Here is a 22,353-nt window from a genome sequence, read left to right as displayed (position 1 = left end):
TCAGTGGGAAATATCTGCGTCAGAGACAACTCAAAGAGCGCCAATGGGAGAAAATTCCCTGTAAATTCCCTGCTAGCAGGGAAATTCCGGGGCAAAACCGACCCCCGGTTTTTGCCGTGCAGAGACGCAGTAGGTCATACGAGAAAATACCGTCTCCGGGTGGCGTCTCCGCGCGTAGGACTACGGCGCAAGCCCCCGGAATAAAGGGACAAAATCCGAGGTCCGTATCAATGTCTCACGATGAATGGGGTGTGTGGCGGAGAGACAGGGATTCGAACCCTGGAGACGGTTTCCCGCCTACACACTTTCCAGGCGTGCGCCTTCGACCACTCGGCCACCTCTCCATGTCGGCGATACTTGGACCATCGAAACGAGATTTGCAAGGCCAGAATAAAGTCGAATTATGCTTCGTCGCCGTCGTCGGATTCCATATCAGTTTGGTTTAGGTCAACAGGCCCGGCTTGCCTATTAACTGCCGCACTTTTCGCAGGCACCTTGGGTTCTCCAACTGATCTTTCGTGAAGAACTTCGGCATTACGCAACCAAATATCGCGCTGGGCAAATGGGATTTCGATGCCTTCGTCGACGAACCTGCGGTTGATCTCATGGTTCATATCGGATTTGACAGATAGAACCCAGTTCACGTCCCGAAGTATCGCGCGGATTTCGAAATCAAGCGAGTCGGCCCCGAATCCTTGAAAGACTATGTTTGGCGCGGGATTGGCCAGAACCATGGGATGGTTGTTGGCAATTTCACGCAGAATATTCTCAACTTTTTTTGTATCAGTGCCATATGCAACACCCACTGGAACGATTACTCGACCAATTGTGTTACCTCGGGTGTAATTGGTTACGACCCCGCTTATCAGGTCTGAATTCGGAACAATCACGTCGGTCCGGTCGAAGGTTTCAATTCGTGTGGAACGAACGGAAATATCCCGAACGTAACCCATCATTCCGTTTACATCGATCCAATCACCCTTTGAGATAGGACGCTCGACCAATAAAATAATACCCGAGACGAAGTTTGAAACGATGGTCTGCAGTCCAAAACCGATCCCGACCGACAGTGCGCCAGCGACGATTGCAAGCGAAGACAGATCAAACCCAGCCACGATAATCGCAGCGAGTGCGGCAAAGAAAATGCCCACATACCCGGTTCCAGCGACAATGGCGTTCTGGCCGCCGGGATCGATACTCGTCTTCGGTAGAAGCGAATTGCGTAATCCGCTTTGCAACAATCGCGTCAGGGTATACCCGATGGCGAACACAGCGACGAATGTCAGAAAGTTGCTGGGGGAAATTGTGACACCGCCAATGTCAAAGCCCAACTTCAAACGTGACCAGGCCTCGCTTAAATCGGATTGTCGTGCGCCCCAATACAACGCGAGTATCGGCAGCGACAAAATTGCGAGTAAAAAGCCGACTAAAACAGAGAACAACGAATCCTGAGATTTTTCACCCTGACCAGTTATCCAACCGTAGATCGCGGTGATGAACCTCTGAAAAATTACGAGCGCTGCAATCAACACCAAAGTTTTGATGGTTGGAAAAACGATTGCCTCGGCAGCGTTTATAAATCCGGCAGCAGCAAGAACAGGCGTCGTAATACCAAGCAAAAACAAAGCGCGACGGATGAACTCAATCACTTGGCTAAAGCCAGCTGCCCTACCGGAATAGGCTTCGTTTTCCGCCATTTCTGTCGTCGATTGGCGAACCTGCCGAATTCGAAGCAAAAGCAGAGAGCTCAGAACAATTACTGGGAACCCGACAACGGCCCGCGTCGCATCCGAAATATTTTCGATTTGTTCGAATAAAACAGCCAGCTCATGCAAAATTAACATCGCAGCGAGCAGATCAATGTAAAGTCGCAATTCTTTGATTTTAGGGGCTGAAAGGCGCTTAAAGTTGTTGGACTGTCCCATCAAGAACGCTTGACGCCCGATCCAATCGAAGTAGAGGATTATCGCTGCCCAATACGGAATTTTCTCGAAAAGCAAGCTTCCACGCAGTCCAAGTACACCGGTCAGAACAACCGCTTCCACTAAGAAAACAACCCCGATCCACGGAAGAACTATACGCAACAGGGACACTATGAATGTCCACACACCGCTGCCCTTGCCACCAAAGCGCCTGAGATATTCGCCGCCTTTTTCGGACCATCGGCGACCATACAAAAGCAGTACCGCTGCGATAATAACCAAGATCAGAATTTGCGGTCCACGATCCTGCAACTGTTCTTTGAAAACGTCTGACCGAACGTTTTCAACTGTTTCATTGACCAAACTCCGCGCCGCTTCGGTCACGTCAATCCAGGCGGGTCCCCAATGAACCGGGTTAAGCGGTGAAGGCCCCCGCTCTAACAGTTCCTTTTTTTGGCGTTCGCGTATGATTTGGTCGATTTCGTTAATCAGACCGTTTGCTCTGCTGTATGCTTCTTCGGAAATAATCCGTGGGACCTTGAGACTATCTAATTGGGTTTCCAGATGGGCCCTCAGCGTGGCGATGTCTTCTGGTTCGGTTGTCCCTTCTTCAGGTTTGGGGCCCAAAGCCTTCAACTGGTTCTCAAGCGTCTGAATGCGATCGGTATTTGCACTGCGGGCGCTGTTAAAGTCTTCCCTGTAACTATTTATTTCTGAACGTAGATTTTCCAGTGAAGCGTTCGATGCTCGGTTGGCCTCGATCACTGCTTCGGCGCGATCCGCAGTACTTACCCACCCTCTATAATAATCGCTTTGCTTATCCGTTAGCTGGGCGAAAACCGGACCGCCCAGCCCGAACAGGCAAAGCATAACAAAGGCTAGGAACAGGCGAACCTGCTGCTGCATCATACGTCCTCAAACACGCCAGGTATGCTGCGAGGTGCTTCGGTCATCCAATCTGGAACAGGAAGCTCTTTTTCTCGCAAGAAGTCCGGATTGAACAATTTCGATTGATAGCGCGTGCCGTAATCGCAAAGGATGGTCACAATGGTGTGGCCCGGCCCAAGCTCACGTGCCAAACGCACAGCTCCGCCCATGTTTATAGCTGTCGAACCGCCCATAACCAAACCTTCCTCGCGCAGCAAATTGAAGATGTAAGGCAGTGCTTCGTTATCGGTCATCTGATAGGCGTAGTCCGGTTGGAACCCTTCAAGGTTTTTCGTGATCCGAACCTGGCCAATACCCTCGGCGATTGATCCGCCTTCCATCGCTATCTCGCCGGTGGTGTAGTAAGAATAAAGACCTGCACCCATCGGATCGACCAAACCGACCTTGACACCTTTTGGCTGTAGCGCCTCCGCCACCCCAGCAAGCGTGCCGCCAGACCCCACCGCGCAGACGAAGCCATCAACCTTACCGTCGGTTTGCTCCCAAATTTCTGGTCCGGTGGTTTCAACATGCGCCCGACGGTTGGCAACGTTGTCGAATTGGTTGGCCCAGATCGCACCATTAGGCTCAGTGTGGGCCAATTCCTCTGCCAAGCGACGCGAGTAATGCACAAAGTTGTTGGGATTGCGATATGGCGCTGCTGGCACCTGAACCAGTTGAGCGCCAGCTAGACGCAGCATATCTTTTTTTTCTTCGGACTGAGTTTCTGGAATAACAATAACCGTTTTAAAACCCATCGACGCACCTACCAGGGCAAGTCCGATGCCGGTATTGCCCGCTGTACCCTCGACGATCGTTCCGCCCGGTTTCAATTCCCCCCGCGCAATCGCATCCCGGATAATAAACAGTGCTGCGCGGTCCTTAACCGATTGACCAGGATTCATAAATTCGGCCTTGCCCAGAATTTCGCACCCGGTTTCTTCGCTTATACGGCGCAGACGGATCAGTGGTGTTTTCCCGACCGCGTCGGCAAGGTCTCGTGCAATGCGCATGGCACCCTCTTGTCGTTAGGTTCGCAGAAGATTTACAGGTGCCCTGCCCCAACCACAAGCTGTGATAGCCAAGTACGTTGTCGTTCTGAATGAGGTGCTGGCCAGTGAACCAACATCGGCAAGGGAGAACTCTTGTTTTTCGGCTGTGCATCTGATCCTTGAAACCCAAGAACAGCTCTATTTTTCGACGTCCTTTTAGTCTTCGGCAGTCAGTCCACTACCTACGACGGTACAGACCAATTCCGCCAAAACTACAAATAAATATACGATTTCTACCAAAGCCCCGCATTCCGACTGAGCATCCCCAACAAACTCAAGGGCTGTCAATGCAATAAACGCTTCTTCCATTGCATCGTATCGTAGTGAATGGTCAGACTGGATGCTGCACCTTGTTCGGTCAATCCGGCAAAAGCATCCGAAATCCGCGGCTTGGGATCTTTGACTAGAAATCGGCAAACGGATTTGGTCAATCAGCAGACCCGAATCGCGCACTTGGGTAAAAAAAGAACGGCATCTGCACAGACAAGAAATGGACCGACATGCTTTCGCAAGTTCCAATGTGTCATGACGCTTTTTGTGCAGAAGGTTGGTGCTTTGATAACAGCGGCTTAGATCGGTTATTGACCTAGGGTCGATGGTGCGAAAGTATCACTTTTTATTTATTTCAATAGGTTCGAAATCAAAGCTCATTTAATTTAAAAGAAAAATTTTTGGCAAATCATGTGTTACTTAAATTTTTTAACGCCAAAGTTTGCACAGTGCTTGTTTCAAGCCTGTAGCCTACAAAACCCGTTTTGAGGACAATCTGGCCCAAATCGTTGCAACTCCGATAGGGTCCACGATCGGCCCATGTTGCGGAACCCGCTTTGGGCGCAATCACTGAGAAAATTGCTCTTGAATCTCGTGATCGGCCTATTCAGCCTTTAAAATTCGTTTCTCAGCACATTTACGTACTGGCAACCCTTTCTAAAACCAGAACATGTGGAAACACGGAAGAAAATGCGATTGTCACACCCGAAAACCTGCTTGCAGGGCTCCACCAACCTAATTCCACCGACGAGCAGCAATCTCGGTCATTATACCAGATACTACGGCTCCAATTACCAGAGTTAGAATAATTTCGGATGCCCAGAGCTGCTCGGCAAACCCAACCCCAATTTCAAAAATCGCCAATATAGCCTCAAATGGCCCTTCGAAACGGTTACGCATGGCCTGCCTGACCATCTCATACGTACCCTGAACGAATAGCCCCCAGAACACCAACGAAGCAACGCCTGTCAGACCATTATTAACCGCAGCCGTCCAACCACGACCAGCCCGTTTGCCCATGACGGTCCAGCCACACGCGACGCCAAGCGCCATGTTCACCACGGGGAAATACCCGTAGGATTTACCTTCCTCGCCGTTGGCCATTATCATGGACGAAACCAAAAACCCTATGACCAACAGGCACGTGGCGGCAACAAGGCGTGCAGCGGTAGGCATTTTGCTTGGTCCGTCCTTTAACTGGGTTTCGCTATTGTGATCTGTGTCACATCGCAATTACCCGTGTCAAAGGCTGCGCCACATGCAGTCAAATAATAATTCCACATGCGGCGAAAACGCTCATCAAAACCCATTTCTGAAATCTGATCCCATTTGGAATTAAAAGTTTCGTACCACCTTCGCAGGGTCAAATCGTAGCTTTTTCCAAACTCTTTAGATCGGACCAGTTCCAAACCGGCCAGACCAATTTGCTCTTTCAGAATTTTAGGAGCAGGCAGCATCCCACCTGGAAAAATGTATTTCTGAATGAAATCGATCCCGTTTTTATAAACATCCCAACGATGGTCAGCTACCGTGATAATCTGCAATGTGGCTTGAGCGCCAGGTTTCAAGCGCTCGCGTACAGTATCGAAATATACCGGCCAATATCTTTGACCAACGGCCTCGAACATCTCAATCGAAGCAATTCCATCGTATTGCCCACGTTCGTCGCGGTAGTCCTGGAGCTTGAAGCTCACAAGATCTGAAAGCCCTTTTTTATCAATACGTTCTCTGGCGAAGTTAAGTTGTTCTTGACTAATAGTCAGGCCTGTGACACGCAATCCACGTTCTTTTGCTGCATACTCGGCAAAACCACCCCAACCACATCCTATCTCCAGAATATGATCCCCGGGCTTGGCACCCATCTCGTCCACAAGGCTGGAATATTTCGCAGTCTGCGCATTTTCCAAGCTTTCCTGCCCTGTTTCAAAGATCGCGCTGGAATACGTCATGGTGTCATCCAGCCATAGGCCATAGAAATCATTACCCAAATCGTAATGGTAAGAAATATTCTTTTTCGCCTGCCGTCGATTGTTTCGGTGTAACCAAAATCGCAGTCTTTCATACGCACGGACCAAAAACTTGCCAGTGAAATCGTCATAGACTGTCTCGGTACCCAAGTGCACAAGGTCCATGAAAGCCCGAAGATCAGTAGTGCTCCAATCGCCCTCCAGATAACCATCCGAAAAGCCTAGTTCCCCCTCGCGGATCAACCGCGAAAAGACCTCGGGATCGTGGATATCCACTCGGGCCACCGGCCCCGGTTCTGCACCCTCGGCTCGAAACACGCGACCATCTGGCAGCACTATATCAAGCCGCCCGGCCTTCATATGGCCCAGCATTTTGAAGACTTGCGTAAAATATCTTGGCAGGTTCTCCTGCCCATCAGTCGTCGTCAGAAACATCCGCTCTCCCCTTTGCGGTTGCGACGTAAGGCTAGGACGGGATTTCGTTTCTGGCAAGTTTTCAATTCCTTACCGGTGATTTTCTGCTTTCGTACGCGGCCAGCGCCCGTTCACGCCCTTCTTTCAATCCGACGATCGGTTGTGGGTAAGAATCACTAGGCTTAAGCCCCCATGATCGGGGTACTGCGTCGAAATAGGCTAGTGCCGTAGACGTTGGGCTGGTGCTGCCTTCCGCTATCCACTGCTTGAGGTACGTTCCCTTTGGATCAAATCTTTCCCGCTGTGTCTCTGGATTAAAAATTCTGAAGAAGGGCGCCGCATCCGGACCAGACCCGGCAACCCACTGCCACCCCATTGCGTTAGCTGCCGGATCCCAGTCCGTAAGGCATTCAGCGAACCAATCCATTCCGATCTTCCAGTGAACCATCAGATGTTTAGTGAGGTAACTAGCAACAATCATTCTTGCGCGGTTATGCATCCGACCGGTCACGAACATCTGCCTCAAACCGGCATCGACAATCGGAACACCGGTACGTGCCTGTTTCCAGCAAACAGCAGACTTCGCAATTGTGCAGGTTTCCCACGGAAATTGTCCCCAGTCAGGCTTCCAGTTGTCAGTCAGCATGTGCGGAGTGTGGTACATCAGGTGATATGAAAACTCGCGCCAAATTAGTTGCCTCAGAAACGCATCAGTTCCTGACGCACCTAGCCTCGCTGCATTCTGAACCCTATGCCAAATTACGCGAGGGCTAATTTCTCCCAGCGACAAATACTCCGATAAATCAGAGGTTCCGGCCTGGCCCAAGTTGTCGCGTCGACCTGCATAATCACTGACGCGCCGCAAGAACGCGTCTAGCCGATCAAGCGCGGCCGCCTCTCCCGCTTTAACAAAGGAACGAACTACGTCAGCACCACGATTCATTTTACGATCAAGATGCCAATCACCCAGCCGATCAGATCGGGGCCATTTCGACATGGGCCGCAATGACCTGGGTTCTGGCCGCGGCGTCGCGACGTCGCGACCGCTTACCGCGCGCCACATAGGGGTAAACACTCGAAAGGGCTGCCCTGCCTTTGTCGCGACCTCCCAAGGTTCGAATAACAAATGACCAGCAAACGAGCGCGCCTCAATGCCCCGCTCTGCTAATTTTGACTTAATCAGAGTATCCCGGGTAATCGAAGTTGGGTCGTAAGAGCGTGTCCAAAAGACACTCGTTGCTCCAGTTTCGGCTATCACCGCTTCAAGAGCCTCCAGCGCAGATCCGCGACGGAAAATTAGGCGACTGCCGCGTGATTTTATTGTTTCGGCGAAAACTTCAAGGCCTAGACCCAACCGGAATTTTGGCGCAGCACCCAACTCTTGCACTGGGTCGTCATAGATAAACAACGGCAGAATTGGACGACCCGACGCTGACGCTGCCTCCAATGCAAAATGGTCATGCAGGCGTAGATCGCGCCTGAACCACAATATAATTGGAGAAAGCCCGTTGTTCATTTTCTAACCCGCTTTCCTACTGGTACGAAAACGAGCCGACGCTGGATCACAAAACGCTATCAAGCGCCTCAAGCAACTGATCAATTTCCTGTCGCGAAGTATAGTGCGTGAAGCTTAGCCTCAACACACCCTGATCTGGGTCAACACTCATCGCCTGAAGCGGACGAACGGCATAAAAATCCCCTCCGCCAGCCATTATGCCGTGCCCTGCAAGTTCTGCGGCTACCACCTCTGCTTTCCTATTTAGCGCCAAAGCTACGGTTGGCGCGCGCCGCCCGGCATCACTCGGTCCGATCAACCTCACAGCATTTCTGTTTTTCACGGCATCCAAAACAGGTTGCAGCAGAGAGATTTCGTGTTCGCGCATTAAATCGTGAACGAATGCTCCGCTTCCCGCCGCACTGTCTTTCGGCCCATTGTGATGATCGCAAAGTAAGTCAACATAATCCACCATTCCGGCGCTTGCAGCGATCTGAGCATGATCCGGACCGGCAGGTGTGAAGCGTTTATAAAGTATGTCACCGTTAAAATAATGGGCCTGATTGGGCAACAGATTGCCTAACGCTCGTCGAATAACCATGCAGCCTTGATGAGGGCCATAAGTTTTGTAGGCCGAAAACAAATAGATATCTGGGCCAAGCTCACCCACGTTCGGAAACCCATGCGGTGCATAGGACACTCCATCAACGCAGACGAACGCCCCAGCCGCATGAGCAATCGCGGTTATTTCGGTTACAGGATTGATTTCGCCCACAACGTTGGAACAATGGGGAAAACATACAAGACGCACACGCTCATCGAGTAGATTTTCAAGGTCTCGCGGGTTAAGCGACCCAGTCTCTGGGTCGATTTTCCATTCTCTGACTTCGACACCTTCTTCCGCTAAACGGCGCCATGGACCCGAGTTCGCCTCGTGATCTTGATTGGTGACGATAATAGCGTCACCCGCTTGCATCCATTGCCGGAAAGCTTGCGCCAGCACGTAAGTGTTTTGCGTTGTCGATGGCCCGAAAGACAATTCATCCGTGTCCACTCCCAACACTGCCGCAAGACGCTGACGAGCTTCATCCATCTCTTCACCGCCCAATCTGCTGGCTTCGTAGGCCGAATAGGGTTGAACTTTGCGCTGCGTGTAAAAGCGAAACAGACGATCAATCACAGGCTTGCAGGTGTACGAACCACCCGCATTCTCAAAAAAAGCCTGCCCGCTGAGACTGGGTTCCGCGAAGGCCGGAAATTGAGTCCGAACGAAGTCAATATCTAAATTGCTCATGCCTCTACTCTCCTCGGATTTGCTTCTTTGACAGACCGTAGTCAAAACAATGTGGAACGAAGGTTGTTCATTTGCGCGGGACTTTTTGCTATAAGATCAGAAGCTTATCCCTGAACCTTGGTGTACGTGCCCTCGCCCGCCAAAATACCTCGGAAGCCGCCGGGCTCATCAAGTCCGAATACGATCAGCGGAAGATTATTGTCTCGCGCCAGCGCTATAGCCGAAGCATCCATTACTCTCAGGCGTTTTGCGAGAACGTCGTCGTAGGTAACAGTTTTTAATCGCACAGCATCCGAGTTCGTCTTAGGATCTTTGTCGTAAACACCGTCAACGCCGTTCTTGCCCATGAAGATCGCTTCGCAAGCCATCTCATTAGCGCGCAGCGTTGCAGCAGTGTCCGTAGTGAAATAAGGGTTTCCGGTGCCTGCCGCAAAGATACAGACCCTGTTTTTCTCTAGGTGTCGCACGGCGCGACGGCGTATATACGGCTCACAGACCTCGTCCATACGAATGGCTGAAATGACGCGGGTAAAAACACCAATGCCTTCCAGTGCAGACTGCATTGCAAGCGCGTTCATTACGGTTGCTAGCATCCCCATATAATCTGCCGTGGTTCTCTCCATCCCTTGCGCTGACCCCGATAGACCACGAAAAATGTTGCCGCCACCGATGACCATGCAAATTTCCACGCCCAGATCGTGAACTGATTTAACTTCTTGCGCAATACGTTGGACTGTCGGGGGGTGCAGTCCAAAGCCCTGATCCCCCATCAGCGCCTCGCCTGATATTTTTAGCATCACACGCCTGTACTTTGTGTTTGGGGATTCATCTGTGTCTGTTGGCGGGGAAAGGGTCATATTGCGCTCCGGGCTGGCACGGGTTTATTTTCCGGCGCAAAATGGAGCAAAACTTCCGCAGGTTCAATGCGGATAGTCACGATTAAGGCGCACTTGAATGGCCGATACTACCAAGAACCGGCTGTTGGAACGGCTACCCGACCTTTCGGATGACAAACCTGTCCTAATTGCCGGGCCAACCGCATCAGGAAAGTCCGAACTGGCCTTGCAAATTGCCGAATGCTTCGGTGGTGTGATCGTCAACGCGGACGCCAGTCAGGTTTACGATTGCTGGCGCATCATTTCGGCGCGTCCGTCAGAGCAAGACGAAATCAGGGCGCGGCATGCACTGTACGGCCATATCGCGTTTGACCAAGTCTACTCCACTGGCCATTGGCTACGTGAAGTCATTCCTTTGCTTTCACGCAACACGCGCCCGATCATAGTCGGGGGCACCGGCCTGTACTTTTCCGCACTTACCGAAGGGATGGCCGACATTCCCACAACGCCACCGTCTGTAAGGGCTCGAGCGGACGAAATGGAGCTCCATGAGTTGATCCGTGGGATCGAAACCAAAACCTTGCAAAGGCTAGATGCTAACAATCGCGCCCGCGTTCAGCGCGCTTGGGAGGTACAGGTCGCGACAGGTCGCTCATTGCGCGAATGGCAGGAGGAGACCCCTCCCCCGGCCTTATCACCGGATAACGCGGTTCCGATCGTCTTTGAAACGGACAAGGCTTGGCTGAACGAACGCATCACACGCAGATTTGACCAGATGGTGCAAATGGGTGCGCTGGATGAGGTTGCTGCTATGCGCGGTAAATATGATCCGGCTCTTCCATCTTTCAAAGCCATCGGTGTGCCGGAATTGATGGCACACTTGGACGGTCTATGTTCTTTGGAGGAAGCAACCGAAAAAGCCACTATCGCTACCCGGCAATTTGCCAAACGCCAGCGGACTTGGTTTCGCGCTCGTATGAAAACTTGGCATCGCTTCGACGTCGCCAATTAGTCAAATTTCAGTACTGAGCAATTCAGGAAAAAGAAGCAATGACAAAACATTATGGCACCTTCTTTGTCGATGATTGATTCTTGTTCGTTCGATCATTCAATATCCGTTTGTTCACAAATGGTTCAAACCACAGTTCGCCGACTTTCTAAACGAATGTCGTTTTTGTACTCTGGATGACGATTTCGAACATTGACGCGAGTCGAAAACTGGTGCCGAATACCCGCATGGGGATGTACAGTATCCGAAATCAAAAACCCTTCGCTTTACGGACCGGCCCTCAAAGGGTCGCGTAACGCATCGAACAATCAATAAAATACGTGTCACAGGGAGACATCTATGAGTAATCAACTATCCACCAAGAATAAGGTGCACTGGGCGGCAGAGATGCACGCGCAAGAGTACCGCGATGGCAAACTTAGCCGTCGTGAGTTCATGGCACGCGCCACAGCGCTGGGCGTCGCGGCTCCGGCGGCTTACGGTCTGATCGGACTGAAATCGCCTGCAGCCGCGCAGGAGCCTCAGCGTGGCGGCACTATTCGCTATCAGATGGAAGTACGCGCACTTAAAGATCCCCGTACTTATGACTGGACACAGATCGCCACGTTTACTGCAGGTTGGCTGGAATACCTAGTCGAGTACAACAACGACGGTTCGTTCAAGCCGATGCTGCTAGAAAGCTGGGAAGCCAACGATGACGCGACCGAATACACTTTGAATGTTCGCAAGGGCGTCAAGTGGAACAACGGAGACGATTTTACTGCAGAAGACGTCGCCAGGAATATCACGGGATGGTGCAACACAGCGCTCGAAGGAAACTCGATGGCGTCGCGTATGGCATCTTTGATTGACGAAGGGACGCAGCAAGCTGCGGGCGGCGCAATCACTGTTGTCGACAGCCACACCGTTAAGTTGAAGTGTAACGCGCCTGACATCACCATCATTCCAGGTATGGCCGACTATCCAGCAGCTATCGTTCACAGCAGCCATGATGCCAACAACATGTTGGACAACCCTGTCGGTACAGGCTTCATGATCCCAGAAAGCCACGAAGTCGGCGTAAAGGGAGTACTGGTTCGCAACGAGGGCTTCGAATGGTGGGGCTACGAAGCGGGCAAAGGTGGTTATATCGACCGCATCGAGTTCATTGACTACGGCACTGACCCAGCAGCTTTCCTCGCTGCTTACGAAGCCGAAGAAATCGACATGAACTGGGAGTCAGTTGGTGAATTTGTCGACATCTTCGACGGCATCGGTCTGGTTCGGTCGGAAATCCCATCCGGGTTCACTATTGTTATTCGTCCGAACCAGTTGGCGGAAGACGCAAACGGCAACAAGATCTATGGCGACAAGCGTGTACGTCAGGCTCTGGCCATGGCTGTGGACAACGAAGTCTGTCTGGAACTTGGCATGTCGGGATACGGTATTCCCGCTGAAAACTGTCACGTTGGACCAATGCATCCGGAATATGACTCGGCAGTGACTCGCATCCCTTATGATCCAGCGGGTGCAAAAGCATTGATGGACGAAGCCGGAATGGGCGATTTCGAACATGAAGTGCAGTCAATTGATGATGACTGGCGTCGCAACACGACGGCGGCGGTCGTTGCCCAACTGAACGACGCGGGCATAAAGGCAAAGCATACAGTTCTTCCGGGATCTACCTTCTGGAATGACTGGACCAAGTATCCTTATTCCTCAACCAACTGGAACCACCGGCCGCTTGGCACGCAGGTACTTGCTTTGGCCTACAAGTCAGGTGTCGCGTGGAATGAGTCCGGTTTTGCCAATGATGAGTTTGATAAGCTCTTGGCTGAAGCAAACTCCATTGCTGACGTTGACATGCGTCGGGAAGTAATGGCCAAGCTTCAGGCCATCATGATCGATGAGGGCGTGGTCATACAACCGTATTGGAGGACGGCAATGCGCCATCACCGTGACAATATGGTTGGCGTCGAAAAACACATTGCGGACCTTCCGCAGCTGTATAAATTCGGCATCGTTTCCTAAGCTGAAAAAGATAGGCCGCGCCAATCAGGCGCGGCCTTTTCGTCCTGATTGCGGCGAACATAAAAACAGCTAATCGTAAAGCCTTAAGGCATTTACGCAAGCCTACCAACAGGGGCTAACATGGGACTATTTATTCTAAGGCGCGTCGGCATCATGCTGCTGACTGCATTATGCCTAACTTTTTTGGTCTTTTTCCTTACAAACCTCTATCCGAACCTCGAAAAGCTCGCCAAAACGCAGGGCAATTTCAGAATGTCGGATGAGCAGGTCAGCAGTTACCTTGAGAAAAACGGGTACCTTCAGCCGACGCCTATCAAATATGGCGAATGGCTGGGTGTCCTTCCATCATACCGTCATACAAATGAAGACGGTACTGTTCAGGGTAGATGCATTCTTCCCGGTCAAGCAGCGGACGAAGCGCCTAAGTTTTGCGGTATACTTCAAGGATATTGGGGATACTCTACTGTTTTCAAAGAAGAGGTGTCGGTCGTTGTTGGCAACAGATTGGCGTTAACCGGACGATTGATGTTTTGGGTTATGCTGCTGATGGTCCCGTCGGCGCTTATTCTGGGCATTCTTGCTGGTATGAAAGAAGGTTCAGCCACGGATCGTACTTTGTCCACCTTCGCTATTACGACTACGGCTACACCTGAATATGTGTCAGGTGTTATCTTCATTGCGATTTTCACATCATCTGCCGTGGGCTTGAAATGGTTCAAGGGTACGGCAACTCAGGCGATGGAAAATCCGACGTTTGAGAACTTTTTCCTGCCTGTTCTAACAATTGCGCTGTATGGAATGGGCTATATCGCCAGGATGACCCGCGCCTCGATGACCGAGGTCATGACGGCACAGTATATCCGAACAGCGCGGCTTAAGGGTGTATCGTTTCCGAACATTGTAATGAAACACGCACTGCGTAACGCTCTTATCGCGCCTTTCACCGTCATCATGCTGCAGTTCCCATGGCTTCTGAACGGCGTGGTGATCGTAGAGACCCTTTTCAATTACAAAGGGTTTGGTTGGGCGCTGGTTCAGGCGGCGGGGAACAACGACATCCAGCTATTGCTGGCAATTTCGGTCGTGTCTGTCTTTGTGGTGCTGGTTACGCAGCTGATCTCGGATATCGGCTATGTTTACCTCAACCCACGCATCCGTATTTCATAAGGGAGGATAGGACATGGAACCTCTTACCTGGACCGGCTCTATCGCCTTTCTGAACCCGCTGCTGGCCGTCGCTCTTGCTCTGATGGCTCTGTCGATTGTCGTGTGGATCCTGGCGAGCATCATCCTACCCGAACCACAGATGACCGTGAACCCGGATGGTACTCTGACATCAGGCTCTGGTGTACGGAACCTCATTCAATCGGTGCTGCGTTACAGCTTTTTGGCAAGCGTGGGTCTAGCGGTCGCTTATATCGTGCTGGGCATTCTGTTGGGAACCGGCGCTGGAATTATCGGAGCGATGTCGCAGCAATTCCTACCTGTCTGGCTATCGCTGATCATACTTTATGCCATGTCTATTGCGTTCAAACGCAAACTTGGGCTTTACGGTAAACTATTCGACAGCCCCATAGGGATGATCGGATTTGGTCTTGTGATGTTCTGGGTCTTCACCGGAATATTCGGTGCGCTGGACCTAATCGTCACTCACGATCCATTGGCTCAGGTTTCGGGAATGAAAAACAAGGTGCCCGGAACACCGCTACCCGGCTCGGAAGAAGGTGCCTATTCCTGGTACTTGCTCGGCGGCGACAATCTGGCTCGTGATGTTTTCAGTCGCATGGTCAAGGGTGCTTGGATCGTTGTCCAAATTGCGCCTCTTGCGACGATGTTTGCCTTCATGGTCGGGATCACGTTGGGTTTGCCTGCCGGATATTATGGTGGACGTCTTGATACGCTTTTGTCGTTTCTGGCGAACCTGATTTTGGCATTCCCGGTGATCTTGCTGTTCTACTTGCTGGTCACTCCCGAGATCGTCGCAACCGGCGTGCCGAACTATATGGCAGCCGTGCTATTCGTCTTTCCGATACTGTTCTTGGGCGTTTTGCTGAATTCGCGTTACTACACCCGCCCAAAATTCCGGACGCCTCTGTTGATCGGGGTTCTTGGTGTCTCGATCTGGCTCTACCTATCGCTAATCTCGACAGGCGGTTACATCATAAATACCGATAGCTACCGTATCTGGGGATTGCCGACCTATCTGGACCTGTTTGACATCCCCGGTGGTATTCTTGTGGTGTTTGTATCGGTTGTCTTTGTAAACTCGCCAACCGTGTTCCGTATTGTGCGTGGCCTGGCACTGGACATCAAAACCCGAGATTACGTTGCTGCAGCTCAAACCAGGGGCGAAGGTCCTTGGTACATCATGCTGTGGGAAATTCTGCCGAATGCGCGCGGTCCGCTGATCGTCGATTTCTGTCTACGTATTGGGTACACCACCATCCTTTTAGGAACCTTGGGTTTCTTCGGTCTTGGCTTGCCACCGGAAAGCCCGGACTGGGGCTCAACGATCAATGAGGGGCGTAAGCTTCTTTCGATTTATTTGCACCCTGCCCTTCCGCCTGCTTTGGCCCTTCTGTCGCTGGTTCTTGGCTTGAACCTTTTGGCAGACGGATTGCGAGAAGAAAGTCTGAAGGATTGACGTGATCAAATCCGGGGGCCAGCGCCCCCGGGTGCATGACGTATTTTTAGCAAGATGACGGGAAAACCCCCGACTCTCGCGAGGAGATAGAAGATGAACAAACTGGCGGACTACGACGGCCCAATACTAGAGATCGACAAACTGTCCATTTCATTTTTCACTCGCCTCAGGGAAATTCCCGCAGTAATGGACTTTTCAGTCAGTGTTGAACCCGGTGAGGCTGTTGGGCTGGTCGGTGAATCTGGTTGCGGAAAATCCACTGTCGCGTTGGGCGTGATGCAGGATCTTGGAAAGAACGGTCGCATTGTTGGCGGTTCGATCAAGTTTAAAGGCCGCGATCTATCCGAGATGACGACAGAAGAACTGCGAGACATTCGCGGTAATGAAATTGCGATGATCTATCAGGAGCCGATGGCTTCGCTTAACCCTGCGATGAAAATCGGCAAGCAGTTGATGGAAGTGCCGATGATCCACGAAGGAGTCGGTGCAGAAGAGGCTTATGCGCGGGCCTTGGAAGTGGTCACTGACGTTCGCCTGCCTGACCCCGAGCGTATGCTGAACTCTTTCCCGCATCAGTTGTCCGGCGGACAACAGCAGCGCATCGTGATCGCGATGGCACTTATGTCCAAACCCGCCTTGTTGATCCTAGACGAACCGACGACCGCTTTGGACGTGACAGTCGAAGCGGCAGTAGTAGAACTGGTAAAAGATCTGGGCAAGAAATACGGCACCTCGATGCTTTTCATTTCGCACAACCTTGGCCTGGTGCTGGAAACCTGCGACAGGCTGTGCGTGATGTATTCAGGCGAAGCGGTCGAACGCGGATCAATCCATGACGTTTTCGACGAAATGCAGCACCCCTATACTCAGGCGCTCTTTCGGTCTATCCCATTGCCCGGCGCTGACAAGAATTCGCGGCCGCTGGTGGCAATTCCCGGCAACTTCCCCCTGCCGCATGAACGCCCGCCAGGGTGTAACTTTGGCCCACGCTGTGACTACTTCGAAGAGGGTCGTTGCGATGCGCAGGATGTATTAATGCAAGCTGTGCCGGGGAATGATCGCCATCACACGCGCTGTTTGAAATTCCAGGAAATCGATTGGAATGCGCCAATCGCAGCGGCGGAACAAAAAGAAAAAGGTGCCATCGGTCGCACGGTACTTAAGATGGACAACCTCAAGAAATATTACGAGGTTGCGGCAAACGCCTTGTTCGGCGGCGGTGAAAAGAAAGTAGTCAAAGCCAATGAAACGTTAAGTTTCGAGGCACACGAATCAGAAACTCTGGCAATTGTAGGTGAGTCAGGATGTGGCAAATCAACCTTTGCCAAGGTCCTGATGGGGCTTGAGACAGCTACCGACGGACAAATTTTGCTGGATAATCGCAATATCGAAGACGTGCCCATCGAAGAACGGGACGCCAAAACCGTGGGCGAGGTTCAGATGGTTTTCCAGAACCCGTTCGACACATTAAATCCCTCGATGACAGTTGGACGTCAGATTATTCGAGCACTGGAAATCTTTGGTGTTGGAAATTCGGAAGCCGAGCGCAAAAAACGCATGCTAGAGCTGCTGGACCTTGTCAAGCTGCCACGTGCCTTTGCGGATCGGATGCCGAGACAGTTGTCAGGCGGTCAAAAGCAACGTGTTGGCATCGCGCGTGCCTTTGCGGGCGACGCCCGTATTGTGGTCGCTGACGAGCCGGTTTCAGCCTTGGACGTTTCGGTGCAGGCTGCAGTCACGGATTTATTGATGGAAATACAGCGCGAACAAAAAACCACGCTATTGTTCATTAGCCATGACCTTTCCATTGTTCGCTACCTGAGTGACAGGGTCATGGTTATGTATCTGGGTCACGTGGTCGAGCTGGGCACCACCGATCAAGTGTTCAGCCCCCCTTATCACCCCTACACCGAGGCCCTTCTGAGTGCGGTTCCTATTGCGGATACTTCAGTAGAAAAACAACACATCGTTTTAGAGGGCGATATCCCGTCGGCTATGAACCCCCCACCCGGCTGTCCGTTCCAAACCCGGTGCCGTTGGAAATCCGAAGTTCCGGACGGTCGTTGTGAATCCCATGTACCCCCAGTGCAAACCCTCGCTGACGGCCATCAGGTCAAATGCCATCTGGCCGAGGACATTCTGGCGCGTATGGAACCCGTCATCAAAATTGCGGCCGAATAGCGTATTTTTTGACGCAGAAAAGGGCTGGTTGATCAAACCAGCCCACAATGCGCCTTGGGTTTGCAATTTGGTCAATCCAAACGTTGTTTGGAATTTTAACCGCCCCAGATGACTTTCACGTAATTCTGGGTTTCGGCATATGGTGGGATGCCATCATACTGCTCAACCGCCTTAGGTCCGGCATTGTAAGCAGCCAGCGCCAATCGCCAAGACTTAAACTTGCGATATTGCCAAGACAGATATCGAGCGCCACCTTCGAGATTTTGGATCGGATCGTACGGGTCAACGCCAAGCAATCGTGCGGTCTGGGGCATCAACTGAGCCAACCCAAGTGCGCCTTTATGGGACACCGCACCCGGATTCCATCCGCTTTCTTGTTGCACAAGGCGCAGAAACAGCTCCTCTGGCACGTCATGTTTGCGCGCAGCCTTTCGCGCATGATTCAGAAACTGACCCCGGTAACTTCCGGTGTACCGCTTGGAGAAGCCGGATGTTTCGGACTTTGGCTTCAGGCGTTCGGAATCGCGATACTGCGTCGCAGCGCGATTATCTAACACTCTGGCTTGCTTTAGAAAAATCGCCTTGCGATTCTTGGTAGATAGCACCTGCGAATGCACCGGAACGGACGTCAGGCACAGACATAAAGCCGCAAAACCACTCACCAGAACACGCATTAAAGGCAATCCCGTTCGCATATCAACCAGACCAATTATAAGTATCAGACCCCAAAATGAAAGCTTGGTTAACGCAGTCCTAAAATTTTTGCAGCGAAAGTTGCATGATCATCGATGTTTTAACCCTGGCACAGGCCGTATAGGGTCGATTCCAGAATTGGGCGCCAGATTCGGGTGTCCACAAGTCAGAAAAGAACGAGGTTTAAATGGCGGGTTCAGTCAACAAGGTCATTCTGGTCGGCAATTTGGGCCGCGATCCTGAGGTGCGGACTTTCCAGAACGGCGGTAAAGTCTGCAACCTGCGGATCGCGACATCGGAAACTTGGAAAGACCGCAATACCGGGGAACGCCGAGAACGTACGGAATGGCATTCGGTCGCGATCTTCAACGAAGGTCTTGTCAGGGTCGCTGAGCAATACCTGCGCAAGGGCTCGAAAGTTTATCTGGAAGGGCAATTGCAAACTCGAAAATGGCAAGACCAGTCCGGGCAGGACCGCTACTCGACCGAAGTCGTCCTGCAGGGCTTTGGTTCAACGCTCGTAATGTTGGATGCACGCGGTGAAGGCGGCGGAGGCGGGTTCGGCGGCGGTCAAGCCGGTGGTGGCTATGGCGACCCATATGGCGGATCGTCCAACGCACCTGCACCTGCATCGGGCGGGATCGACGACGACGAGATTCCATTCTAAGAAAAGCGGAGATAGAAATGGCATGGTCCTTCCCTCTTGGGCGATTGTTCGGCTCAGAGCTTAGGGTGCATGCCACCTTTTTCCTGCTTCTTGCGTGGATCGGGTTCGCTGCTTACTCCGAAGGCGGATGGCCGGCGGCGATAAACAATCTCATATTTGTTGTGGCCCTGTTTGCCTGCGTTGTCGCTCACGAATTTGGCCATGCGCTAATGGCACGTCGGTATGGCATCCGTACACCAGACATTACCTTGTTGCCGATTGGCGGGTTGGCCCGGCTGGAGCGGATGCCTGAAAATCCTATCCAAGAAGTCTGGGTCGCTTTAGCCGGACCTGCCGTAAATGTTGTCATATGGGCAATTCTTATGGTGTTAGGCTCGGGTACGCAGGTCGATACACTTGCTCAGTTGGATTCAGGCCACGGGAATTTGTTGGGACGCCTTGCGTTCGTGAACCTGCTTTTGGCCGCATTTAACATGATCCCGGCATTTCCAATGGACGGTGGACGTGTGTTTAGGGCGCTGTTGTGCCTGAAAATGGACCGCGTCAAAGCCACACACATAGCGGCTGTTAGTGGCCAGATGGTTGCTGTTGGCCTCGGGTTTCTCGGATTGACCACAGGTAATCCAATTCTCGTCTTGATTGCAGTATTCGTTTTCATTGCAGCAAATGCTGAAAGTCAGGATGTAGCGTTGCGCGCCGTAACCCGCAAAGTATTGGCACGTGACGCAATGATCACCGAATTCCAATCGCTATCACCAAATGACACTCTGAATATGGCGGCGCAGGCAGTCATTCATACGACACAGCCCGAGTTTCCCGTTTTAGATGGACACGGCCGTCTTCTTGGGTTCCTCACGCGCAATCGCCTTTTGAGCGCTCTTGCCAGCGAACATCCAAGATCCGATCCGATCACCTCGATCATGGATGTCGATATCCCGCAAGTCGCTTTGACCAGTGGGCTAAACGATGTTCTTGACGGCTTGCACATGGGCGCTCCAGCAATTGCAGTCAAAACCAAAGCTGGAAAGATCGTCGGCTACATCACGCGCGAAAACATCGGTGAGCTGATGGTGATAAGCGGACGTTGATCAATTCGATCTGCGATTGGCCAACGCGTCTTGAAGAACCGAAGCGACTGCTTCTTGCGGAACATCCGATGTCACGAAAGCTTCCCCGATACCGCGGGCCAGAATGAACCTTAACTGGCCGTCTACTACTTTTTTATCTTGTGCCATTAGGGCGACCAAAGCCGCCGCATCGGGCAAATCACCAGGTATGTCTGCCAAATCCGTTTTCATTCCCATCGCACGCAGATGCGCGCGCACTCGGCTTGGGTCTTCTTGTGCGCAAAGTCCCAGCCGCGCAGATAACTCAAACGCCAAAGCATATCCGATTGCCACGCCTTCACCATGCAGCAAACGGTCAGAATAGCCGGTTGCTGCCTCAAGAGCATGACAAAAAGTATGGCCAAGATTCAGTAAGGCGCGATCCCCTTGCTCGGTTTCGTCTCGCGCGACAATATCGGCCTTCATCTGTACCGAACGGGTAACAGCTTGCACCCGTGCTGACATATTACCAGATGACAATGCTGGACCATTCGCCTCAAGCCACTCAAAAAAATCCTCGTCGCCCAGCAATCCGTATTTCACCACCTCCCCATAGCCAGCCAGAAAGTCTCGGGCGTTAAGTGTGCTGAGAACTGAAGTATCCGCAAGTACCAGAGACGGTTGATGGAAGGCTCCGATCAGGTTTTTGCCCTGCGGCGCATTGATCCCGGTCTTGCCCCCGACCGAGCTATCAACTTGAGCCAGTAACGACGTAGGGATTTGTACAAAACGAACGCCACGGCGAAGAACCGCGGCCGCGAAACCTGCTAAATCGCCAATCACGCCACCGCCAAGTGCCACAACAACATCGCGCCGCTCGACCTTTTCTGACAGCAACCATTCAACGGCACGTTCAAATTGTGGCCAACTCTTAGTAGCCTCCCCCGCAGGTAAAGCAAGCGACGTCATTTCAATTCCAGCCGAACCCAACCCATCCCGCAGAGCTTCCAAATGCAATGCTGCAACTGTCTCGTCGGTTATAACGGCAACGCGAGGGCGCGGTAATAGTGGGGCAATACGCACGCCGGCCTGCGGCAACAGATCTGGTCCGATTTCCACGTCATATGAGCGCTCGCCCAGCTCTACATGTACTGATTGATGCATTTACTTTAGTTCCAAAACATCCGGGCGCGTCGCCAACGCTTCCAATACCCGATCGACCATGTCCTCGATTGCGGTTTCACCGTCGGATTCCGCCACCAAATCGGCCTGCGAATAAACCGGAATCCGGTCTTCATACAGCGCGCGCAAGGTCGCATGTGGATCTGAGGTGCGCAAAAGTGGACGCGTATCCTTGTGGCGTACCCGGTTCCATAACACACTAAGATCGGCTCGCAGCCAGATCGAAACACCTCTGTCTGAGATCATCTTGCGGTTTCTTTCCGATAGAAAGGCACCGCCGCCAGTTGAAAGAATACATTTTTCTTCATCCAGCAGCCGGCTTATGACTTGGCTTTCCTTTTCACGAAAGAACGCCTCTCCATCTCGTGCGAAAATTTCTGGAATGGTCATATTAGCGGCCGATTCGATCTCGGCATCGCTGTCCAAAAAGGGGACACCCAGACGCATGGCCAGCGATCGACCTACTGCTGTTTTACCTGCGCCCATCATACCGACCAAAACAACCGTTTTGCGCAGGTCAAAACGCTGCGGCGGCTTATCCAAAGGTGCATTTTGCTGTAATTCGCTCATTTCATCTTGAATGACGTGATCTTGGAGAAAATGCCAGTTATAACTTGGACAAAATGAAAAAATGAGGCAGCGTTTACCATGGGCCGCATAATAAAGTTCTTCCTGTACCTAATTTGCCTGTGTTTCATCGGGTTGGTGGGCTACGCATACCTAGGTCCGTTTTTTGGCGCGGAC

Annotated in this window: 18 protein-coding genes and 1 tRNA gene; 7 read left to right on the top strand and 12 right to left on the bottom strand. The window is 51.9% G+C overall.

Translation table 11 applies throughout. From position 1 onward, the window contains the following. Positions 1-254: 254 nt before the first annotated feature. The 9 genes from AC2FNE_RS04925 to pyrH form a co-directional block, all read right to left on the bottom strand. Positions 255-344: transfer RNA gene (locus AC2FNE_RS04925), tRNA-Ser, on the bottom strand. 57 nt (positions 345-401) lie between these two features. Next, positions 402-2,828 carry a DUF3772 domain-containing protein gene (locus AC2FNE_RS04920; RefSeq protein WP_496804886.1) on the bottom strand — a complete coding sequence of 809 codons (2,427 nt, stop codon included), beginning with the start codon at positions 2,826-2,828 and terminating at the stop codon, positions 402-404. Then, positions 2,828-3,862 (bottom strand): cysteine synthase A, encoded by a 1,035-nt coding sequence (locus AC2FNE_RS04915; RefSeq protein WP_170608165.1) that lies wholly within the window; start codon positions 3,860-3,862, stop codon positions 2,828-2,830. Before AC2FNE_RS04915 ends, AC2FNE_RS04920 begins: the two co-directional genes overlap by 1 nt. A 195-nt stretch (positions 3,863-4,057) precedes the next feature. Beyond that, entirely contained in the window at positions 4,058-4,210 is a 153-nt protein-coding gene (locus AC2FNE_RS04910) for a hypothetical protein (protein WP_170475416.1), read from the bottom strand. A 696-nt stretch (positions 4,211-4,906) separates the two neighbouring features. After that, complete coding sequence (locus AC2FNE_RS04905; protein WP_170475418.1) at positions 4,907-5,347, bottom strand: TrgA family protein; 441 nt, start codon at positions 5,345-5,347, stop codon at positions 4,907-4,909. Positions 5,348-5,364: 17 nt separating this feature from the next. Further along, positions 5,365-6,573 (bottom strand): class I SAM-dependent methyltransferase, encoded by a 1,209-nt coding sequence (locus AC2FNE_RS04900; protein WP_496804885.1) that lies wholly within the window; start codon positions 6,571-6,573, stop codon positions 5,365-5,367. Between the two features lie 61 nt (positions 6,574-6,634). Further along, positions 6,635-8,068 carry a cryptochrome/photolyase family protein gene (locus AC2FNE_RS04895; RefSeq protein WP_170608166.1) on the bottom strand — a complete coding sequence of 478 codons (1,434 nt, stop codon included), beginning with the start codon at positions 8,066-8,068 and terminating at the stop codon, positions 6,635-6,637. A 46-nt stretch (positions 8,069-8,114) separates the two neighbouring features. Further along, the gene (locus AC2FNE_RS04890) at positions 8,115-9,341 is read right to left on the bottom strand and encodes an aminotransferase class V-fold PLP-dependent enzyme (RefSeq protein ID WP_170608168.1); all 1,227 of its coding nucleotides are present in this window, start codon (positions 9,339-9,341) and stop codon (positions 8,115-8,117) included. A 104-nt stretch (positions 9,342-9,445) separates the two neighbouring features. Next, on the bottom strand, positions 9,446-10,198 hold the full coding sequence (pyrH, locus tag AC2FNE_RS04885; RefSeq protein WP_170475426.1) for a UMP kinase: 753 nt from the start codon (positions 10,196-10,198) through the stop codon (positions 9,446-9,448). Between the two features lie 97 nt (positions 10,199-10,295). On the opposite strand from pyrH, the gene miaA reads away from it, so the two are divergent. The 5 genes from miaA to AC2FNE_RS04860 all read left to right on the top strand — a co-directional run bounded on the left by miaA (position 10,296) and on the right by AC2FNE_RS04860 (position 18,021). Next, the gene (gene miaA / locus AC2FNE_RS04880; RefSeq protein ID WP_496804884.1) at positions 10,296-11,189 is read left to right on the top strand and encodes a tRNA (adenosine(37)-N6)-dimethylallyltransferase MiaA; all 894 of its coding nucleotides are present in this window, start codon (positions 10,296-10,298) and stop codon (positions 11,187-11,189) included. A 336-nt stretch (positions 11,190-11,525) separates the two neighbouring features. Next, positions 11,526-13,196 carry an ABC transporter substrate-binding protein gene (locus AC2FNE_RS04875; protein ID WP_496804883.1) on the top strand — a complete coding sequence of 557 codons (1,671 nt, stop codon included), beginning with the start codon at positions 11,526-11,528 and terminating at the stop codon, positions 13,194-13,196. A gap of 120 nt (positions 13,197-13,316) precedes the next feature. After that, entirely contained in the window at positions 13,317-14,363 is a 1,047-nt protein-coding gene (locus tag AC2FNE_RS04870) for an ABC transporter permease (RefSeq protein WP_170608174.1), read from the top strand. A 13-nt stretch (positions 14,364-14,376) separates the two neighbouring features. After that, entirely contained in the window at positions 14,377-15,840 is a 1,464-nt protein-coding gene (locus AC2FNE_RS04865; RefSeq protein WP_496804882.1) for an ABC transporter permease, read from the top strand. 93 nt (positions 15,841-15,933) lie between these two features. Beyond that, positions 15,934-18,021: a dipeptide ABC transporter ATP-binding protein gene (locus AC2FNE_RS04860; protein WP_170608178.1), complete on the top strand. Its 2,088-nt coding sequence runs from the start codon at positions 15,934-15,936 to the stop codon at positions 18,019-18,021. 95 nt (positions 18,022-18,116) lie between these two features. Here AC2FNE_RS04860 and AC2FNE_RS04855 read toward each other — a convergent pair whose 3' ends face one another. Continuing rightward, complete coding sequence (locus AC2FNE_RS04855) at positions 18,117-18,695, bottom strand: lytic transglycosylase domain-containing protein (protein WP_170475437.1); 579 nt, start codon at positions 18,693-18,695, stop codon at positions 18,117-18,119. Positions 18,696-18,901: 206 nt separating this feature from the next. Between AC2FNE_RS04855 and ssb the strand changes: the two genes are divergently transcribed. Continuing rightward, entirely contained in the window at positions 18,902-19,381 is a 480-nt protein-coding gene (ssb, locus tag AC2FNE_RS04850) for a single-stranded DNA-binding protein (RefSeq protein WP_170475439.1), read from the top strand. 17 nt (positions 19,382-19,398) lie between these two features. After that, positions 19,399-20,469, top strand: coding sequence for a site-2 protease family protein (locus AC2FNE_RS04845; RefSeq protein WP_170475440.1), 1,071 nt, complete (start codon positions 19,399-19,401; stop codon positions 20,467-20,469). Here the strand turns inward: AC2FNE_RS04845 and aroB are convergent, their stop codons facing one another. Both aroB and AC2FNE_RS04835 read right to left on the bottom strand, forming a co-directional pair. Continuing rightward, positions 20,470-21,591 (bottom strand): 3-dehydroquinate synthase, encoded by a 1,122-nt coding sequence (aroB, locus tag AC2FNE_RS04840; RefSeq protein WP_170608180.1) that lies wholly within the window; start codon positions 21,589-21,591, stop codon positions 20,470-20,472. Further along, positions 21,592-22,179 carry a shikimate kinase gene (locus tag AC2FNE_RS04835; RefSeq protein ID WP_170608181.1) on the bottom strand — a complete coding sequence of 196 codons (588 nt, stop codon included), beginning with the start codon at positions 22,177-22,179 and terminating at the stop codon, positions 21,592-21,594. Positions 22,180-22,353 lie beyond the last annotated feature (174 nt).

This window comes from Ruegeria sp. YKSD179 (genome assembly GCF_059612885.1).
This window is presented reverse-complemented; position numbering and strand designations above follow the sequence as displayed.

What these genes read in the sequence shown, in the direction of transcription:
- AC2FNE_RS04920 (WP_496804886.1), bottom strand. Translation starts at nt 2,828, where the DNA reads ATGCAGCAGCAGGTTCGCCTGTTCCTAGCCTTTGTTATGCTTTGCCTG.
- AC2FNE_RS04915 (WP_170608165.1), bottom strand. Translation starts at nt 3,862, where the DNA reads ATGCGCATTGCACGAGACCTTGCCGACGCGGTCGGGAAAACACCACTG.
- AC2FNE_RS04910 (WP_170475416.1), bottom strand. Translation starts at nt 4,210, where the DNA reads ATGGAAGAAGCGTTTATTGCATTGACAGCCCTTGAGTTTGTTGGGGAT.
- AC2FNE_RS04905 (WP_170475418.1), bottom strand. Translation starts at nt 5,347, where the DNA reads ATGCCTACCGCTGCACGCCTTGTTGCCGCCACGTGCCTGTTGGTCATA.
- AC2FNE_RS04900 (WP_496804885.1), bottom strand. Translation starts at nt 6,573, where the DNA reads ATGTTTCTGACGACGACTGATGGGCAGGAGAACCTGCCAAGATATTTT.
- AC2FNE_RS04895 (WP_170608166.1), bottom strand. Translation starts at nt 8,068, where the DNA reads ATGAACAACGGGCTTTCTCCAATTATATTGTGGTTCAGGCGCGATCTA.
- AC2FNE_RS04890 (WP_170608168.1), bottom strand. Translation starts at nt 9,341, where the DNA reads ATGAGCAATTTAGATATTGACTTCGTTCGGACTCAATTTCCGGCCTTC.
- pyrH (WP_170475426.1), bottom strand. Translation starts at nt 10,198, where the DNA reads ATGACCCTTTCCCCGCCAACAGACACAGATGAATCCCCAAACACAAAG.
- miaA (WP_496804884.1), top strand. Translation starts at nt 10,296, where the DNA reads ATGGCCGATACTACCAAGAACCGGCTGTTGGAACGGCTACCCGACCTT.
- AC2FNE_RS04875 (WP_496804883.1), top strand. Translation starts at nt 11,526, where the DNA reads ATGAGTAATCAACTATCCACCAAGAATAAGGTGCACTGGGCGGCAGAG.
- AC2FNE_RS04870 (WP_170608174.1), top strand. Translation starts at nt 13,317, where the DNA reads ATGGGACTATTTATTCTAAGGCGCGTCGGCATCATGCTGCTGACTGCA.
- AC2FNE_RS04865 (WP_496804882.1), top strand. Translation starts at nt 14,377, where the DNA reads ATGGAACCTCTTACCTGGACCGGCTCTATCGCCTTTCTGAACCCGCTG.
- AC2FNE_RS04860 (WP_170608178.1), top strand. Translation starts at nt 15,934, where the DNA reads ATGAACAAACTGGCGGACTACGACGGCCCAATACTAGAGATCGACAAA.
- AC2FNE_RS04855 (WP_170475437.1), bottom strand. Translation starts at nt 18,695, where the DNA reads ATGCGTGTTCTGGTGAGTGGTTTTGCGGCTTTATGTCTGTGCCTGACG.
- ssb (WP_170475439.1), top strand. Translation starts at nt 18,902, where the DNA reads ATGGCGGGTTCAGTCAACAAGGTCATTCTGGTCGGCAATTTGGGCCGC.
- AC2FNE_RS04845 (WP_170475440.1), top strand. Translation starts at nt 19,399, where the DNA reads ATGGCATGGTCCTTCCCTCTTGGGCGATTGTTCGGCTCAGAGCTTAGG.
- aroB (WP_170608180.1), bottom strand. Translation starts at nt 21,591, where the DNA reads ATGCATCAATCAGTACATGTAGAGCTGGGCGAGCGCTCATATGACGTG.
- AC2FNE_RS04835 (WP_170608181.1), bottom strand. Translation starts at nt 22,179, where the DNA reads ATGAGCGAATTACAGCAAAATGCACCTTTGGATAAGCCGCCGCAGCGT.